The organism is Candidatus Xenohaliotis californiensis, from assembly GCF_963930935.1.
GTDB classification, from domain to species: Bacteria; Pseudomonadota; Alphaproteobacteria; order Rickettsiales; family CAWVOK01; genus Xenohaliotis; species Xenohaliotis californiensis.
On record NZ_CAWVOK010000032.1, the window covers coordinates 1 to 17,819 of the forward strand.

The following is a 17,819-nucleotide window of genomic DNA, read 5'->3' on the forward strand; positions in this document are numbered from 1 at the left end:
TAGAGTAAATAGATGCATGATATAAAGCAAATTAGATTAAATGCAGATTATCTAATAAATGCTCTTTGCAAAAGAGGACATGAAAGATGTAATGCAGAAAAAATTGTAGCTGATATTTTACGTAAAGATGAGCATAGCAGGAAGTTACAGCTTAAAAAGCAGTCAGTACAGCATGCTATAAAAAAGATATCATTTATGGTATATAATAATAGTCAGTTACTAGAAATGCTAATGAGTTTTAATTTTGAAAAATTTAATGCAGAGCTTGATAATAAATTTTTTAATAAAAGCAATGTATCATTAGATGATATTAGCCATACATTGTGTCAGTTTTTTAAACCATTATCTGATGGAAATTTTAGTTTTTTTATAATACTGCCAGATGAGCAGTTTGATAACTATTTAAAATTATTAATTGATAGATTGGAATCATTCTCCTTTTTTTATTTACCTGAAGTTATGGATTGTTTTTTGCAGCAAGTGGGAAATATTTGTACAAGTAGCAATAACATCAAACATAATGAAGTTGTTGCTCTTATTATTAATTTTATTAAGCATTCTATATCTAAAAAATGTAGTAAATTTGACTTGTCAGTTAAATCATTATCTAAATACAGCACAGAATATATTTATAATTTTGGTATAAAAAAAATTGAGGAAATTCTTGAAATAGTTGAGCTAAATTCAATAGATCATTTGCATTATCCTATGATTACAATGGTGGTTACAGCACTGGTTTTTAACACAATAAATATGTTGTTTTACAAGTCTTTGGATAATTTTAATAATCAGAATAATTACTCAGATTTCATTTATAATGTTGAGAAAATGATTTTTTTTCTTAGCAAAAGTTTTAACAAGATAGAAGAAAATAATGCTGGAATTGGAATTAGAAATACTGTGCAATTAAATTTTTATGCTTTTATAGAGAATTTAATAACAATAAAAGAATTTTGTAAGATTTTCTTGGTCAATGAAAATTGTAAAATAGCTGATAATAAAAGAGTTTTGGCGCTAGCTAGCTATTCAAAAAATCTCTCTAAATTTTTGTTAATATTAAATGAAAAAGATAAGTTAATTTCTGCTAAAAAAGATTTAGCATTGCTGCCAAATATTCTTGACAATAGTGTTCCTAGGGGTGCTGATGAAAATGATAATTTAGTAGTAAAGACATGGGGCAATGTTAAGGGTAAAAAAGAGTTTGGTTTTGCACCTAAAGATCATCAGAGTATAGCAGAAAATCTTGGTATGCTGGATGTTAAGCGAGCAGTTAGGATGTCTGGTGAGCGCTTTGTTATGCTTTTAGGTGATTTAGCTAGATTGGAGAGAGCATTAATTGCATTTATGTTAGATGTTGCTAGAGATTGTGGTTATCATGAAGTGGCGCCACCACTTATGGTTAGCGGAAAAACAATGTTTGGCACGGGACAGTTGCCAAAATTTGGCGATGATTCTTATATTGCAACCACAGAAAGTGCAGTAAAAAATTTTGCAAAAAAATTTTTACTTGAATCATTTAATCCTATGCAATCACATGGTGGTATAGGGAAGGGCATGCTAGATGCCTTATGTATGATTAATGATTCTAATTTTAATATCAATATTCATAATTCTAATGATTTTGAGAAATATTTAAAAATTTTACAAAAAAAAGGGCTATCTACTTCTGGTCTTGCATTTATGAAAATATTTAAAAACTTACATGATCAGTTTTATATGAAAGAAGGTTTTATGGAATTTAATGATACTGTTAATTTACTAAACAAGGTGTTGCATGAATATATATCTGATGAAATTGATAAGTTTGCAGAATATTCATTTGATAAAGATTTTTTCTCTAATGAATTAAGAAATATACCTACATCTGAAGTAGCATTAACTTGTTTAAGAATAGGGGAGACTATTGATAGTAATGAGCTGCCAATTCGTTTTACAGCCTCAACGCCATGTTTTAGATCTGAGGCCGGAAGTGCTGGAAGAGATACTCATGGTATGATAAGATTGCATCAATTTCATAAGGTTGAATTAGTTAGTATTGTGACAAGCAATGCATCAGAGCAAGAGTTAGAGAGAATGACTGCTGTTGCTGAGTCAATATTAGAAAAGTTAGAGTTGCCATATAGAAAGATACTTTTATGTGGTGGTGATACAGGTTTTTCTGCTGCTAAAACATACGATCTAGAAGTTTGGTTGCCATCTCAAGGTAAGTATCGTGAAATATCTAGCTGCTCTAATTGTAAAGATTTTCAAGCACGAAGAATGAACACAAGACACAAGGCACTTAAAGATAAAGAATGGAAGTTTGTACATACTTTAAATGGTTCTGCACTAGCTATTGGACGGACTATTGCTGCAATTTTAGAAAATTTTCAAGATGCTAATGGGAGCATAAAACTACCAGCAGCTATTAAACAATACATGAGTGGTGTAGAATATCTAAAGTAAAATAATTTTATACTGCTGGCTCACATTCTTTAGTTTGCATTGGTTGTTTTGTTTTCTCTGTTGGAATGTTCATTTTTTCTCTAATTTTTAACTCTATTTCTTGTGCTATAATTTGGTTTTCTTTAAGGAAAGACTTAACATTTATTTTTCCTTGACCAATTTTTTCATTTTTATATGCATACCATGCACCACTTTTTTCAATGATGCCAAATTTTACACCACAATCTATAATTTCTCCAAGCTTTGATATGCCCTCATTATATATGATTTCAAATTCTGCTTGCTTAAATGGTGGTGCAACTTTATTTTTAACAATTTTTACTTTTGTTTCATTGCCTATAATTTCATCTTTATCTTTAATTGCTGTTCCTTTCCGTATTTCAATTCTAATAGATGAGTAAAATTTTAATGCATTACCACCAGTGGTTGTTTCTGGATTGCCAAACATTATTCCTATTTTCATTCTTATTTGGTTAATAAATATAACCATACATTTTGTTTTTGATACTGATGCTGTGATCTTTCTTAATGCTTGACTCATTAATCTAGCTTGCAGACCCATATGTGAATCTCCCATGTCACCCTCAATTTCTGCCTGTGGTGTTAGGGCAGCAACTGAATCAACTATAATTAAGTCAACACCACCAGATCTTACTAAAGTATCTGTTATTTCAAGTGCCTGTTCACCTGTATCTGGTTGTGATATAATAAGATTTTTTGTGTCAACAGTAAGCTTGCTAGCATAATTTGAGTCTAGTGCATGTTCTGCATCTATAAATGCACACCTGTTACCAAGCTTTTGTGCCTCAGCTATGATGTGCAAGGTAAGAGTTGTTTTTCCGGAGCTCTCGGGACCATATATTTCTATTATCCTACCTTTTGGCAAACCACCAACACCAAGTGCAGCATCAATTGCAATAGATCCTGTAGATATAACTTCAACATTGTCTATTGCTTTGTCGCCAAGTTTCATTATAGAACCTTTACCAAAGTTTCTCTCTATTTGTGCTATCGCAGCTTCCATTGCTTTAGTTTTATGATCAACTGACATATATCCTCATACATAATTAATTATGTTAATACTTTATGTTATTAGGTCAAATATTTTTTCACACTTTTTATTATAGCTTTGATTACAGCAATAGTTTATGCAAATAAGATTTATTTTATTGATTCAATTTGTCTTTTTAACTCTATTGCTTTCTCAAAATCATGTTTTTTTGCTGCTGCAAGCATTTGTTTTTCTATTTTTTTTATTTCTTTCTGGGTAAGGTTAGTTTTTTTCTTTTGTTTATCATTTTTTTCTAATGCTATCTGCTCTAGTGTGGCGTGTATTTTTTTTTGAATTGTTTGTGGTGTTATGTTGTATTTTTTATTATAATTTTGTTGCTTATTACGCCTTCTACTTGTTTCATCCAAAGCTTTTTGCATGGATTTGGTGACTTTATCAGCATACATTATAACAGTACCATTAACATTGCGAGCCGCACGCCCAATGGTTTGAATTAAGGATACTTCGGAGCGTAAAAAACCTTCCTTATCGGCATCAAGTATTGCTACCATGCCACATTCAGGTATATCAAGACCTTCACGCAACAAGTTAACACCAATCAGTATATCATAAGCACCTTTGCGTAAGCTATTTATAATCTTAACTCTTTCTAAATTCTCAGTATCAGAATGTAAATATACTGCTTTGATATTAAGTTCTTGCATGTAGTTAGATAGATGCTCAGCCATTTTTTTTGTTAAAACAGTTACCAATATTCTCATGTTTTTTTCTATTGTTTTTTGACATTCTGATATTAAATTATCAATTTGATCATCTGTTGGCCTTATAAAGCATTTTGGATCAACAAGTCCAGTTGGACGAATAGTTTGTTCAGTATATATTCCATTAGTTTTCTCCATTTCATATGACCCTGGAGTTGCTGAAACATAAATTGTTTGTGGTTTTACATCCTCCCATTCAGTAAATTTTAATGGCCTATTATCAAAAGCTGATGGCAGGCGGAAGCCATGATTAATGAGGTTTTTTTTGCGTATAAAATCACCATTATACATGGCACGTATTTGTGGTACTGTAATATGGCTTTCATCAACAAATATTAATGCATCTTTAGGTAAATATTCAATCAAGGTTGGTGGTGCTTGACCAATTTTTTTACCAGAAAAATAGTGTGAGTAGTTTTCTATCCCTTTACAAGTTCCTGTCTCTAGAATCATCTCTAAATCATACATAGTTCTTTGATTTATTCGGTTTTCTTCTATAAACATTTCTTGATTATGAAAATATGCTATTCTTTTTCTTAGCTCACACTTAATAAGTTCTATAGCTTGTGCTATAGTAGGTCTTGGTATTACATAATGAGTATTTGCAAATATTGTTATGGAATCTAATTTTTTTGTTATTTCACCAGTAAGTACTGTGAATTCTGTAATTTCTTCTACCTCATCATCAAATAGATAGAGCCTCCAAGCAGTATTTTCATAGTGTGATGGAAATATATCTATAACATCACCTCTGATTCTGAATGTACCTCTTTTTAAATTTGTATCATTACGTGTATATTGTATATCAACAAGTTTTTTTATAAAATCATTGCAGTTTATTGCAGTTTTTTTATCAACTGCTACACTTGCTTGTAGATATAATTCTGGTGCACCAAGTCCATATATGCAAGAAACACTTGCTATAACTATTACATCTCTTCTTTCTAATAATGCTCTAGTTGCAGAGTGTCTTAAAGTATCTATTTTTTCATTAATAAGTGCATCTTTTTCTATAAAAGTATCAGTTCTAGCAATATACGCTTCAGGCTGATAGTAGTCATAATATGATACAAAATATTCTACAGCATTGTTTGGAAAAAGATCTTTCATTTCTTCATATATTTGTGCTGCAAGTGTTTTATTGTGTGCCATAATAAGAGCTGGTTTCTGACTGTTTGCTATAACATGCGCCATAGTTAAAGTCTTTCCTGATCCAGTTACACCAAATAATAGCTGTTCTTGCTTGCCAGATTTTATACCAATGCTAAGCTCTGCAATTGCAGATGGCTGATCTCCTGCAGGATTTTTTTTGGTATTTATTTTATACATTGGTGTTTTTATCTATATAATCATATATGGATTATATACTTTTTAATCAATCTTTTACAGTTTTACAATATTGTTTTAGCAGTGACAATGTTGGTGAATATTTTTTTGCTTCGGTTAAATTCATTGGTATTGTAGGTAAGTTATAAATAGGATCATCCCCTAAACCATAGATTGGCTTTTTAGATATTAAATTTTTCTCTATACCATGATAAATAGCTAATAAAATAGCTGAGATAATACTTAATGTACTGGCATCTGATCCTGGTAATCTATTTTCAATTCTATAGTCCATATTATTGTTAAATGTTTTTACTATTCTAATTGCAGTAGTGCGATTATTAATCCCCCAAGACACAGTAGTTGGAGTATGATAGCATTTGTGTATGTACCGCATATAAGAAGATTGAGTTGGTGCAAAATAAATCATAGAATTTGGTATCAATTCACATAGCCCACCAATTGCATTACAAAGCAATTTGTTATTTTTTACAAGAATATTGATATTATTTTTTAGAAAACTAATATTAACATGCTGTGAACTTCCTGGTTTATCTACTAATGGTTTGGCACTGAAGTTGGCACTATGAACTTTCATGAAGTATTTTTTAAATAGTTGTACATTTTTAATTAGTGACACTATGTTGGTGGTGTGTTGAAATTTAGCTTCAAATTGTCCAAATGCAGCTTCAGATACTATTTCATATATATTGAAATTTGCATAACTATTATCACTAATTTTCATTTTTTTATTTGGGAGATAAAACTCTAATTCAATACCAATCATAGGTATGAGTTTAATATTTTTGTAAAGCATTAGAATATGCTGTATATTTTTTAATGGGAAGCTCATTTAGATTTTGGCTTGATAGAATATGCTTACATCTATAATTTTTTTGCTGAAAGTTTAAACCTACCATTTTCATTTGTAATTAGTTTTGCATTAAGTTGTGTGCCAATTTGTAGGCCTTGTTCAACTAATTCAAGACTTAATTCACTTGAATGAATAAGGCCTTGTTTTCCATTCATAAAAGATACAACAATTCCAAAATCCATAATTTTCATAACTTTACATTCATAAATTTTTCCAATTTTTATTTCCACTATTATGGAGTTAATCATTGAGCGAGCTGCATCCATGCTCTCAGTATTTGGTGCTGTAATCTTTACTACGCCATTTTGTGCAACATCAATTGTTGCTTTAGTGGTTTCGCAAATGTTTTTGATAGTTTTTCCACCAGAGCCAATTACATCTTTAATTTTGTGTTTCTCAATGTTCATTGTTGATATAGGATTGACATTGTTTTTAAAATTTGCACTATGTGTTGAAATTGTTTTTATCATATTTTTAATTATAAAATTAATACCATCTGTTGATTGGTTTAATATTCTTAACAACAAGTCAGTATTAATACCAGATATTTTAGTATCCATTTGCAATGCAGTTATGCCATCTTCTGTTCCAGTTATTTTGAAATCCATATCACCAAACATATCTTCAGTGCCTGAGATGTCAGAAAGAATAATGGCTTGATCATTTTCTTTAATTAATCCCATTGCTATTCCCACAACATGTTTTTTTATTGGTACACCTGCATCCATTAGAGCCATTGAGGTAGCACAAACTGTTGCCATTGATGATGATCCATCAGATTCAAGAATTTCTGCAACATTACGTATAGTATATGGAAAATCATTTTTTATTGGCAACACATGAGCAAATGCTTTAGCAGCTAGCTTGCCATGACCTATTTCTCGTCTAGTAGGTCCTGGTTTTGTTGCCACTTCACCTACAGCAAATGATGGAAAATTATAGTGTAGCATGAACCATTCACGTATTTCTTCACCAGAGTCAAGACATTCAATTATTTGTTCATCTTTAGGCGATCCAAATGTTGTTGTTGCTAATACTTGGGTATTACCTCTGGTGAAAAGAGATGAACCATGAGTATGTTTTAGTATTCCAACATCAGATGATATGTTTCGTATTTCATTATTTTTACGACCATCAAGTCTTAAGTTGGAATTAAGTATTTTTTTTCTAGCATTTGTACGCATTGCTATTGGTAGATAGAAGTCAATATCCTCTTTATTGAAACCATCTTTTATAAGTTTTTCAGTTATTTTTATATTAAATTGGTTCAGTGTATCTTGCATATCTTTTTTTAAGGATTTTTTGAATATATCAAAATATTTTTCATCCATTTTTTTTTGTATAGCTAGTAGTAATTTTTGATTATTGTTATGATTTTTATCATTAATTGATTTGTTGATTTTTAGCTCTTCTATGAATGAGTTGATGAAATTAATTATTTCACATATGCTGCTTTGTGCATTTTCAATAAGTTGAGCAATTTCTTTTGTTGATAAGTTGTTTGCAGAAGCCTCAATCATTGAGATATGTTGCATAGTGCCACTTATGATTAAATCACAAGTATTGCCAGCAATTTTTGCTGTTGATGGATTAAGGATATTTTGCTTATTTTGTTGTATTAAACGCACAGCAGCTATAGTGCTACAGAATGGTATATTGGCAATTGAAGCAGCAATTGAAGCAGCAATTATAGCTGGTATTTCTGGGGTGGTACTACCATTAGTAGAAAGCAATATACAGGAAATACTAATTATTTTGTTAAAATTTTTATCAAAAAATGGTCTTATTGACCTATCAATTATGCGTGATATAAGAATTTCATGCTCAGTTGGTTTGCCCTCTCTTTTAAAGAAGCCACCAGGAATTTTACCAGTAGCATAGCTTTTTGCAGAGAAATGAACAGTTAATGGTAAGAATCTTTGTGCTTCTAGCTCTTCTCTATCTATAGTTAGTGTGCATAATATGACTGTATCTGCATAATTAACTAACACTGAGCTATTAGCTTGTCTTGCTAATCTGCCTGTTTGTACAGTAAGTTTTTTATCACACCAAATGGTTGATTTTTCTAAAATTGGCAACATAAATTAAATTTTAATTTACTTATATTATTTTCGAATATTTAATTTTTGTATTAATGTGGCATATTCATTAATATTTTTTTGTTTAAGGTATTTAAGTAATCTACGTCTTTTCTCCACTAATAATATCAAACCCCTTCTAGAATGATGATCTTTTTTATGTATTTTAAAATGCTGGATAAGATTATTAATGCGAGTAGTTAAAATAGCACACTGGACATTTACTGAGCCAGTATCATTTTTTGAAGATTGATGCTGTTTTATTAATGCACTTTTTTGTTCTATTGTGATTGACATGTATTGAGCAAATACGATTTGTGTATAAAATATAATTATGTTGATACTGTATTTATAAGTCAATATAATTTTAAGTATTATTTTGATCTTTATAAATAATTATTGTGTACAGTGTTTTTGGTTTTCAGCGAATAAAAAATAGCTTAAAGCGAAAATTAGTTGATGATATTTTTTGCAGTGTTAGTAAAAAATATGATCTTATGAATGATTTGATGAGTTTTGGTATTCATAGAGTTTGGAAAAAACAAATGATTGAAGAAATATACCCATTAGATAATAAAATTATTTTAGATGTTGCTGGTGGTACTGGCGATATAGCTGCATTGCTTAAAAATATTGGCAATAATAATATGATTATAGTTTGTGATATTAATGCAAAAATGATGCAAGTTGGTAGGAAAAAATTTGAGAGTGATGATTTTATTGAAATTAATGATATTGTCTGGATAAATGGTGACGCTGAGACATTGCCAATAAAAAGTAATGCCATAGACTTTTACTTAATTTCTTTTGGTATAAGAAATTTTAATAATATTAATGCTGCATTGTTAGATGCTTATAGAGTAATACAACCTGGTGGAAAGTTTGTTTGTCTTGAATTTTCAGATGTTGCAAATCCATTATTTGATTTCATGTATAAAAAATACCTAGATAAAATTATTCCATTTATAGGATCTATAGTAGCAAAAGACAAAGATGCATATCAATATTTAGCGGATAGCATTCAAACTTTCCCATCTCAAGATCAATTTGCATCAATGATTGAGGATGTTGGTTTTATTGATGTTGATTTTAAAAGTTTAAGTTTAGGTATTGCTGCTATACATACTGCCTTCAAACCTGTTTGATTTTAACATGTCATTAGTGCAATCAATTGAACCAAAAAATGACATTGATGCTGGTGCATTACAAGATACAGTATTGTCTTCTGAGATAAGGACATTCATAATATTGTTGATAAATTTTATGTTAATTTTATTACTATAATTTAAATTTTTATATGCTAAGTAGCCAATTGCACATGCACCACTTCCACATGCATTTGTTAATCCTGAGCCTCTTTCCCAAGTTAGTGCAGCAATAGTATCATTGTCTAATGTACAAGCTATATGTACATTGGTTCCTAGTGGAAATAAGTTGTGTTGTTCAATGTATGGTCCAATATGATGCATTTCATTTGCTGTTGGTTTGTGATTTTTGTCAACAAAAAATACTGTATGTGTATTGCCAATATTAATGCACATTGGTTGACCCAAGCCCTTAATTTTTATTGGTAGTTTTGCAGTGTTGTGTTTTTCTCTTAATGGAATTTCGTGCCATAATATTTTTGGTTGCCCCATGTTTACCAATATTCCTGTAGATGTTTTTTTGCAAAATGCTGTATGCATAGCACTAGAAATTGTAATGCTGTTAGTTTGGAATTTTTGCATTATTAAGAATGCAACACATCTAAAACCATTACCACATGTTTCTGGTTGTGAGCCATCTGCATTATATATGTCTACTAAGCAATGTTTTCCATTGTCATTGTTTTTTATTACAATAAGCTGATCAAACCCAACCGCAGTTTTTCTATTTGCCAATAAATTTATTGTTTTTTTATTTGGTAAAAAATTATTATTTAACACAATCATGAAATCATTGCCAAGACTGTGCATTTTAAAAAATTTTAGTTTACAATAACACATGATTCTGAGTTTATTAAATATATGTTTTTTTATTCTATAAGAATTGCCACTATGTTGACAGAGTTATTTTTGATGAAAAAAATAGTGCATTTAGTTTATATATTCTTTTTTGTTTTTATATATTTTACAGCCTTTTACTGTTATTCCTCGCCAATAAAGCCTTCTATAAGATCCTATGATAATGTTGATGAGGGTAGTATATTTATGGAAGTTTTAGATAAAATGTCAAGCTCTAAAAAACAAGAGCTAGATGATAAATATCTAGATTTTAATATACCTGTTAAGGCTGGTGATAGCTTATGGAAGGTGCTGTTAGACAATGGAGTTAGTGCTGATATAGCAGGTCATATTATAATGGCAGTAAAATCTGTTTACAATCCAATAAAATTACATCCTGGTAGAAATATTAGTATGAGATTGCTGAAAGAGAATGACGATTCATATTGTCCAATATCAGTATTTTGGCCTGTATTAGAAAGTAAATTTTTGGTTGTTGATTCTAGCTGTATGAATAAGCATTTTCACGCCAGATATGTTAACAAGATTTTAAGAAGACAAATTTATGGTGCAAATGCAGAAATAGATCGTAATTTATCTGCAACACTTAGCAATCTTGGTCTTTCTGATAACATAATATATCAACTAACGGAGATATTTGGGGATAAAATTAATTTTTCTAGAGATATAAAACATGGTAGCTCTTTTGATATGCTTTTTGAATGTTATTTAGATGAAAATGATAATTATGTTAAAGATGGTGATATTTTATTTGCAAATATCAAAACAGACAAAAAATTTATTGCAAGTTATCTTTTTATGGATGAAAGAGGATTAGCTGGTTATTATGATAGTAATGGTTTGCCTATCAAGAAAGAGTTAGCAATAACTCCAGTAAAAAATTCTCGAATTACATCTGGCTTTGGCATGAGAATGCATCCTGTATATCATAGGCATAAAATGCATAAGGGCATTGATTTTTCTGCACCAATAGGTTCATCTGTTTATTCTACTGGTGAGGGTATTGTATCTTTTGTTGGTTACAGTAAAAGTTATGGTAAATATATAAAAATTACCCATGATCATTCATATACTACGCTATACGCACATTTAAATTCTATCAAGAATGGTATAAAGAGAGGTAGTAAAGTACAGAAAGATCAGTTAATAGGTTTTGTTGGTAGCACAGGATGTACTACAGGTCCACATTTACATTATGAAGTTATTCATGGCAACATAAACGTTGATCCACTGAAGGTTGCATTTTTAGATAAGCGCACTAAGCTTGATGATATTGAGATGAGAAAATTCAAACAAGTTATGAATAATTACAATATATTAAGGTCTACTGTTCCAAGATTTATTGCTTCAATGAATTGAAATGCCAGTTATTGAAATTAAGGTTGGCGAGATAATACACCATGTGACCTGTGCAGAAGATGATTTAGAAAGACTTAGATTTGTATCTGAGCAGCTTAACAAACGAATTGCACAAATACAATCAGAATTAACAGATAATGCACGAAGTGTACCAAGCATAACATTAGTTATTGTTGCAGCTTTGCGATTGCAAGATGAATTAATTGACCTTTTTGATGAATATAATTTTATGTTGAAAAATAAAAAAAACTGTATTATTGAGCTTAAAGAGTTGTTGAGCTTATCTAAGAAGCTCCTGCAAGATAGAATTGAAGTATTAGATTTTTTCTTAAAATAAATATTTTTTTTATCTGAGATTGTCATATAATGTTAATGGGTTTCTGCAATATTCGTTGAGATTTATAAATTCACGAATTATAAAATCATTAGGAGCTACCTCTGTTATGTTGGTGTTGCATATTATGTGGCTACCACTTTACTGTAAAGTTGGTGAATTATTTACCACTTAACGATATTGTGGTACCCATCTAAATTATTGAACAAGTAATCTACGTTTTCCTCTATGGTTTGCTGTACTTACAATACCATTACTTTCCATTTCATCCATTATTTTTGCTGCTCTGTTAAAACCAATACCTAGTTTTCGTTGTATATAGCTTATAGAAACATTTCTATCTTTAAGCAATAAATCTACAGCTTGTTTATATAATTCTGTGTTGTGGTAATCTCGTTGTTTTGCATTTTTTTGTATTGCCTTATTAAGAGAATATGCTTTGTTGTTATTTTCCTGCTCACTGTTGTTTGTTTGTATTTTATGCCAGTTATTACTATGTATTTTTGGCATTATTTCATTTAATGTAGAAAGTATTGCATTGGCTAATGCTGCGGCATTTTTAGCACCAAATTCACCAAAAGCCATGATGCCAATTGCAACACCAACTGGTGTTTGTAATATGGGTATAATGGAATTTAAACCTTGTAGATACCTGCTTTCTATTGGTACTGCAAGGACAGGCAATTCTGTCAGTGATGCAACTATAGATGGTAGATGTGGTGAGCTAGATCCAGAACTAGCTATTATAATTCTACAGCCATCATGTTGTGCATTTTGTATAAAATTAGATAGAGTATTTAGCTCATGATATGGTGATATTGTTTGCATTTCATAATCTATGCTAAGCTCTCTTAATGCATTTTCAGTATATTGCATTATTTCATAATCATCCTTGCTGCCCATAAGAACAACAACTTTTTTTCTTATGTTCATTTTGTTGCTATGTTTGATTTAATGTTAACTGGAGCAATTTATTTAAAGTATCAGGGTTTTTATATCTTTGACCTTGATAAACATTACCATCTGTATCAATAACTGCAAGCACAGGTATTGTTCCAGAGTATTTAATTTTATAATTACCTAGGAGAAAATATATTACTTCTTTTAGAGTGCTGTCAGCTAAATATGGTTTTGTTAAATTACCAATATTATATTTATTAAGTAAATTTAGCAATGTTTTTTTATCATTATCTAGTGATATTAGCACTACACTAAGATTTTTGTCATGATAATTTGGTAATATATTTGAGAGGATTGCAATTTCATCTCTGCAAAATCGACACCATGCTGCATATATTAAAACTAGTTTGGTTTTATTTTTTTCAGATAGCAGTGATTTAAATTTATTTTGCGATATTGTTATAAGATCATTTTGTTCAAGATTTATAATTTCAGTTTTAGTAGATTTAAATTTTATGTTAAAATTTTTACTTAGGTAATTACTATAAGCATATAAACAGCAAAATAATACGAATAAAATATAAATTATAGGTTTTATTCTTACAGTTTTATTATATCTCAACACAGGAAAAACTCCCATCATTTTGTTTTGTTAATGTTGTTATTCTTTGATTTTTTTCATTTACAAAAACTAATATTGTTTGCGAAGAAAAGTCTATATGCATTATTGCATCAAGCAGTGACATGGTTTGCAGCTTGGTTATATCTTTATTTTTTATATTAGGTATCATTTCATCTTCGTGATCATAGTGAACAATATAACTATTAACAGTTACACCATCTTTTTTAAGATGATTTTTTAATTGTGTATTAGTGTTTGCAGTATATTTTTTATGAAGATGTGAACTATATCTGCGAATTTTTCCTTCAATTTTTTTTAAAGCCTGTGAAAATGCATCATATGGATCATGAGCATCTGCATCACCAGATAAAAATATATTGTGTTTAATGCCTGGATTGATAGTTATTTTGGCATGAAAGTTAAATGATATTTTTTTAAATATAACTTTCATATCTATTGCATGTGGTAAAAGTTTTTTTACTACCTCAATATGATTTTTAATATGTTTGTTTAGTGCATCGCCAATTTTTACACCTTGCCCTGTGACATCAAGTAGCATTATAACCTCATATCAATATTTATTAACTTTATTACAGAGTAAAATTGTGGTCAAGATTTTTTAGGAGACTTTCTTCTCGTTTTTTCATTGGCTTGCTTCTTGTCTTCTGCTTGGATGATTTTTTGTATTTCAGGAATGCTAATTTTAAATGGATTAGAATCTTTTATAGAATAATTTTTTTCTCCATATTTAATAAAGAAACCATATTTTTTTTTATCTAAATAAATTTTTTCATTATTTAATTCTCCTATGAATTTTGGAAGTGATAGTAAATTTTTTGCATACTGCAAATCAATTGTTTGTGGTGATGAAATTGAGATGCGTTTTGGTTTATCTAAATCTTTTGAATCTAATTGTATGTAGAAGCCATAAGGTCCTTTTTTTAGAGAAATGGAGCTATCTGTTTTTTCCTCTAAAATTTTAGGATATTCATCATCAGCTTGTTCTTGTGCTGTAATTTGTGATATATTTTGAATAAATTTGCATTCTGGATATTTGCTACAGCCAACAAAGCCACCAAATTTACCAAGTTTTAGCTGTAGCTTACCATTTTTACATTTAGGGCATAAATTTTCTACTTCCCCACTTTCTTTTTTAGGAAAGATAACATGCTTAAGTAATTTTTCTATTGCTGAAATAACCTCTTGTCTACTTTGTTGTCCTGTAATCTCAATCATTGGAGAAAATTCATGCCAAAATTCCTGCAGAAAAACAAGCCATGATTTCTTGCCATTTGATATTTCATCTAAAAATTCTTCTAACTTTGCAGTAAAATCATATGCAATGTATTTTGTGAAAAATAGAATAAGAAATGCATTAACAAGTCTACCAAGCATTGTTGGATTTATTTTTCTCTTTTGCACTGATATGTATTTTCTGTCTTGTAATATAGAAACAATAGTTGCATAAGTAGATGGTCTACCAATTCCAAATTCTTCAAGTGTTTTTATAATTGAAGCATCTGTATATCTTGGTGGTGGTTGAGTAAAGTGTTGTTTTTTTTCTAGTTTCTCATTAATGCATTTCTCACCAAGAGATACATCTGGTATAATATTATTTTTTTCATTGTGTCTATAAATTTTATAGAAACCATCAAATGACATAATTGAACCATGACATCTAAATTCTATATTGTTATCTTTGTCTACAATTGACACTATAGTTTGATCAAATATAGCCTCTTTCATTTGACTTGCTAGTGCTCTGCACCAAATAATATTATATATTTTAAATTGATCAGCATCTAAATGTATTTTAAGATCCTCAGGTGTTCTAGATATACTAGTTGGCCTAATTGCCTCATGTGCTTCTTGTGCATTTTTAACTTTATTGGCATAAACCCTAGGTTTTATTGGTAAATAATGATTTCCATATGATTCTTGTATAAATTTGAACATATCATTTACTGCATCTTTTGAAATATATGTTCCATCAGTTCTCATATATGTAATTAATCCAATATTTGCCCCATCTATCTCAACACCTTCATAAAGTTTCTGAGCTATCAGCATAGTTTTTTTAGGACTCATGTTAAGCATATTAGATGCTTCTTGTTGCAAGGTAGAAGTTATAAATGGTGGATATGGATTACGTTTCATGCTTTTTTTCTTCACTTCACCTATAGTAAATGTTTCTTTATTTAAGGCAGTTAGAATATCATTGGCCATATCTTGAGTTTTAATACTCATTTTTTCTAATTTTTTACCATTGATTTTAATCAAAGTTGCATAAAGCACTTGTTCTTTTTTTATTGTTTTAAAATTACCAAATATGTCCCAATATTCCTCCTGTTTGAATTTTTCAATTTCAGATTCACGTTCACATACTAGACGCAATGCTGCTGATTGAACTCTTCCAGCAGATCTGCTGCCTGGGAGCTTTCGCCATAAGATTGGTGATATTTGAAATCCAACTAGATAATCTAAAGCTCTTCGTGCTTGCTGGGCATAAACTAAGTCCATGTTAATTATTTGTGGCTTCTGAATGGCATTTTTAATTGCATTTTTAGTTATTTCATTGAAACATATTCTATGTACTATGGTTTCAGGTTTTATTTTATTGCGTAGCTGCAATTCATCTATTATATGCCATGATATAGATTCACCTTCTCTATCTGGATCAGTTGCAAGATATATTGTAGTGGCATTTTTAATTGCATTTGTTATATTTTTAATATGTTTTTCTGCATGTGAAGTTATTTCATAGTGCATTTTGAAGTTATTGTTTATATCTATAGAATCTTTTTTAGAGGGTAATTCTCTTATGTGACCAAAAGATGCCACTACATGAAAATCTTTCCCCAGATATCTCTCAATTGTTTTAGCCTTGGTTGGCGACTCAACAACTACAATATTTTTCATGTTGCCTATTTCTTAATTTCAGAATAAATAATAATAGCATGCACTTTACAAAAAGCTAATACACTATGCTAAAAATTTTAAAAAAAAATCAACTTCTAAAATTTGATGTTAAGCTACAAAATACCTTTGATGAATGGCTTTCTATGCTAAGCATTAAGCTATCAGATAATACAATAAAATCCTATAAAAATGATGTTGAATTTTTTTTTTTATTTTTAATGAAAAACAATGATGTTATATCCAACAAAACCATTGATAGCTTATCTATTACAGAATTCCGCTCATGGTTAATGCACTTAAGAAATAGTGGTTTGATAGCTGCATCTCGTGCTAGAGCTTTGTCAGCTATTCGAAATTTTTTTTCATATTGTCAGAGTACTGGGTTAATAACTAACAATATAACAACATGTGTTTCAATGCCTAGGCTACCATTGAGTCTGCCAAGAGTAATTGATGAAAGTGATGTGATAAAGTTTATTAAACATTTATCTTTAATGAAACTTGAAATTTGGATTATTAAACGCAATATTGCTATAGTTTTGTTGATGTATGGTTGTGGTTTGCGTATAAGTGAGGTTTTATCTCTAAAAAAAGATAGTTTAGATATTAATGCTCAATCAGTTGTAGTTTCTGGCAAAAGAGATAAATCAAGATTAGTGCCATTATTACCAAAGGTGTTAGTTGCTATTGATGAGTATATCAGTATTTTTCCATATAAGAAGAGCAGCAATATGTTATTTTTAGGTAAGCGTGGCAAGCCAATGCAAAGAACATATGTTGCTAATTTTATCCAAAATGTACGCATAGCTGCTGGATTGCCTGATCATATTACACCACATGCATTTCGTCACAGTTGTGCAACTCACATGTTGAATAATGGTGCAGATGTCCGCATTATTCAAGATTTACTTGGACACACATCATTAAATAGTACACAAATTTATACAAAAGTTGATTATAAGTATAAAGCTCAACAGCTTAAGAAAAGACATCCAAAAAATTGTTAATATTTAGCTATTGCACCTGCATAAAGCACCAATATTCCATTACGTTTGTTGTCTATATAGTAAGATGAATTTTCCACACATTCTTTTTCTTTTGTTGAGTTATAGCAACAATCAAATAGAATGCCCTTGCATCTTATTTTTCCCAGTCCTGGTTCGCCATCATCTATTTTTTTATCTAA

General features: G+C 29.9%; 16 protein-coding genes. 5 read left to right on the forward strand and 11 right to left on the reverse strand.

The features are described from left to right. Positions 1 to 1,572: 1,572 nt before the first annotated feature. On the forward strand, positions 1,573 to 2,445 hold the full coding sequence (gene serS, locus AABI72_RS04120) for a serine--tRNA ligase (RefSeq protein ID WP_338364707.1): 873 nt from the start codon (positions 1,573 to 1,575) through the stop codon (positions 2,443 to 2,445). A gap of 7 nt (positions 2,446 to 2,452) precedes the next feature. Here serS and recA read toward each other — a convergent pair whose 3' ends face one another. The 5 genes from recA to rpsO form a co-directional block, all read right to left on the reverse strand. After that, a complete protein-coding gene (recA, locus tag AABI72_RS04125; protein ID WP_338364688.1) occupies positions 2,453 to 3,496 on the reverse strand; it encodes a recombinase RecA in 1,044 nt (347 codons plus the stop codon). Between the two features lie 110 nt (positions 3,497 to 3,606). Beyond that, positions 3,607 to 5,547, reverse strand: a complete 1,941-nt coding sequence (uvrB, locus tag AABI72_RS04130) for an excinuclease ABC subunit UvrB (RefSeq protein ID WP_338364690.1) — start codon at positions 5,545 to 5,547, stop codon at positions 3,607 to 3,609. A 46-nt stretch (positions 5,548 to 5,593) separates the two neighbouring features. Continuing rightward, complete coding sequence (locus AABI72_RS04135) at positions 5,594 to 6,397, reverse strand: glutamine synthetase (protein WP_338364691.1); 804 nt, start codon at positions 6,395 to 6,397, stop codon at positions 5,594 to 5,596. Between the two features lie 32 nt (positions 6,398 to 6,429). Continuing rightward, the gene (pnp, locus tag AABI72_RS04140) at positions 6,430 to 8,499 is read right to left on the reverse strand and encodes a polyribonucleotide nucleotidyltransferase (protein ID WP_338364693.1); all 2,070 of its coding nucleotides are present in this window, start codon (positions 8,497 to 8,499) and stop codon (positions 6,430 to 6,432) included. 24 nt (positions 8,500 to 8,523) lie between these two features. Next, positions 8,524 to 8,793: a 30S ribosomal protein S15 gene (rpsO, locus tag AABI72_RS04145; protein WP_338364695.1), complete on the reverse strand. Its 270-nt coding sequence runs from the start codon at positions 8,791 to 8,793 to the stop codon at positions 8,524 to 8,526. A gap of 104 nt (positions 8,794 to 8,897) precedes the next feature. Between rpsO and ubiE the strand changes: the two genes are divergently transcribed. Continuing rightward, positions 8,898 to 9,641: a bifunctional demethylmenaquinone methyltransferase/2-methoxy-6-polyprenyl-1,4-benzoquinol methylase UbiE gene (gene ubiE / locus AABI72_RS04150; RefSeq protein ID WP_410520607.1), complete on the forward strand. Its 744-nt coding sequence runs from the start codon at positions 8,898 to 8,900 to the stop codon at positions 9,639 to 9,641. On the opposite strand, the gene dapF is transcribed toward ubiE, so the two are convergent. Then, positions 9,600 to 10,451, reverse strand: a complete 852-nt coding sequence (dapF, locus tag AABI72_RS04155) for a diaminopimelate epimerase (RefSeq protein ID WP_338364697.1) — start codon at positions 10,449 to 10,451, stop codon at positions 9,600 to 9,602. The genes ubiE and dapF overlap by 42 nt on opposite strands. Positions 10,452 to 10,553: 102 nt before the next feature. Between dapF and AABI72_RS04160 the strand changes: the two genes are divergently transcribed. Beyond that, positions 10,554 to 11,858, forward strand: a complete 1,305-nt coding sequence (locus AABI72_RS04160; protein WP_338364698.1) for a M23 family metallopeptidase — start codon at positions 10,554 to 10,556, stop codon at positions 11,856 to 11,858. 1 nt (position 11,859) lies between these two features. Next, a complete protein-coding gene (gene zapA, locus AABI72_RS04165; RefSeq protein WP_338364699.1) occupies positions 11,860 to 12,195 on the forward strand; it encodes a cell division protein ZapA in 336 nt (111 codons plus the stop codon). A gap of 195 nt (positions 12,196 to 12,390) precedes the next feature. Here zapA and AABI72_RS04170 read toward each other — a convergent pair whose 3' ends face one another. From AABI72_RS04170 to topA, 4 genes are read right to left on the reverse strand one after another with little or no spacing between them, the layout of a single operon-like run. Continuing rightward, positions 12,391 to 13,125, reverse strand: a complete 735-nt coding sequence (locus AABI72_RS04170; RefSeq protein ID WP_338364700.1) for an AIR carboxylase family protein — start codon at positions 13,123 to 13,125, stop codon at positions 12,391 to 12,393. A gap of 7 nt (positions 13,126 to 13,132) precedes the next feature. Next, positions 13,133 to 13,735 carry a TlpA family protein disulfide reductase gene (locus AABI72_RS04175; protein WP_338364701.1) on the reverse strand — a complete coding sequence of 201 codons (603 nt, stop codon included), beginning with the start codon at positions 13,733 to 13,735 and terminating at the stop codon, positions 13,133 to 13,135. Next, positions 13,704 to 14,273, reverse strand: a complete 570-nt coding sequence (gene hpf / locus AABI72_RS04180) for a ribosome hibernation-promoting factor, HPF/YfiA family (RefSeq protein WP_338364703.1) — start codon at positions 14,271 to 14,273, stop codon at positions 13,704 to 13,706. The genes AABI72_RS04175 and hpf overlap by 32 nt, the downstream gene beginning before the upstream one ends. Before the next feature lie 50 nt (positions 14,274 to 14,323). Continuing rightward, positions 14,324 to 16,633, reverse strand: coding sequence for a type I DNA topoisomerase (gene topA, locus AABI72_RS04185; RefSeq protein WP_338364704.1), 2,310 nt, complete (start codon positions 16,631 to 16,633; stop codon positions 14,324 to 14,326). A gap of 65 nt (positions 16,634 to 16,698) precedes the next feature. On the opposite strand from topA, the gene AABI72_RS04190 reads away from it, so the two are divergent. After that, positions 16,699 to 17,640, forward strand: coding sequence for a tyrosine-type recombinase/integrase (locus AABI72_RS04190; protein ID WP_338364705.1), 942 nt, complete (start codon positions 16,699 to 16,701; stop codon positions 17,638 to 17,640). On the opposite strand, the gene AABI72_RS04195 is transcribed toward AABI72_RS04190, so the two are convergent. Then, a partial coding sequence (locus tag AABI72_RS04195; RefSeq protein WP_338364706.1) for a hypothetical protein occupies positions 17,637 to 17,819 on the reverse strand: 183 nt, incomplete at its 5' end. The genes AABI72_RS04190 and AABI72_RS04195 overlap by 4 nt on opposite strands.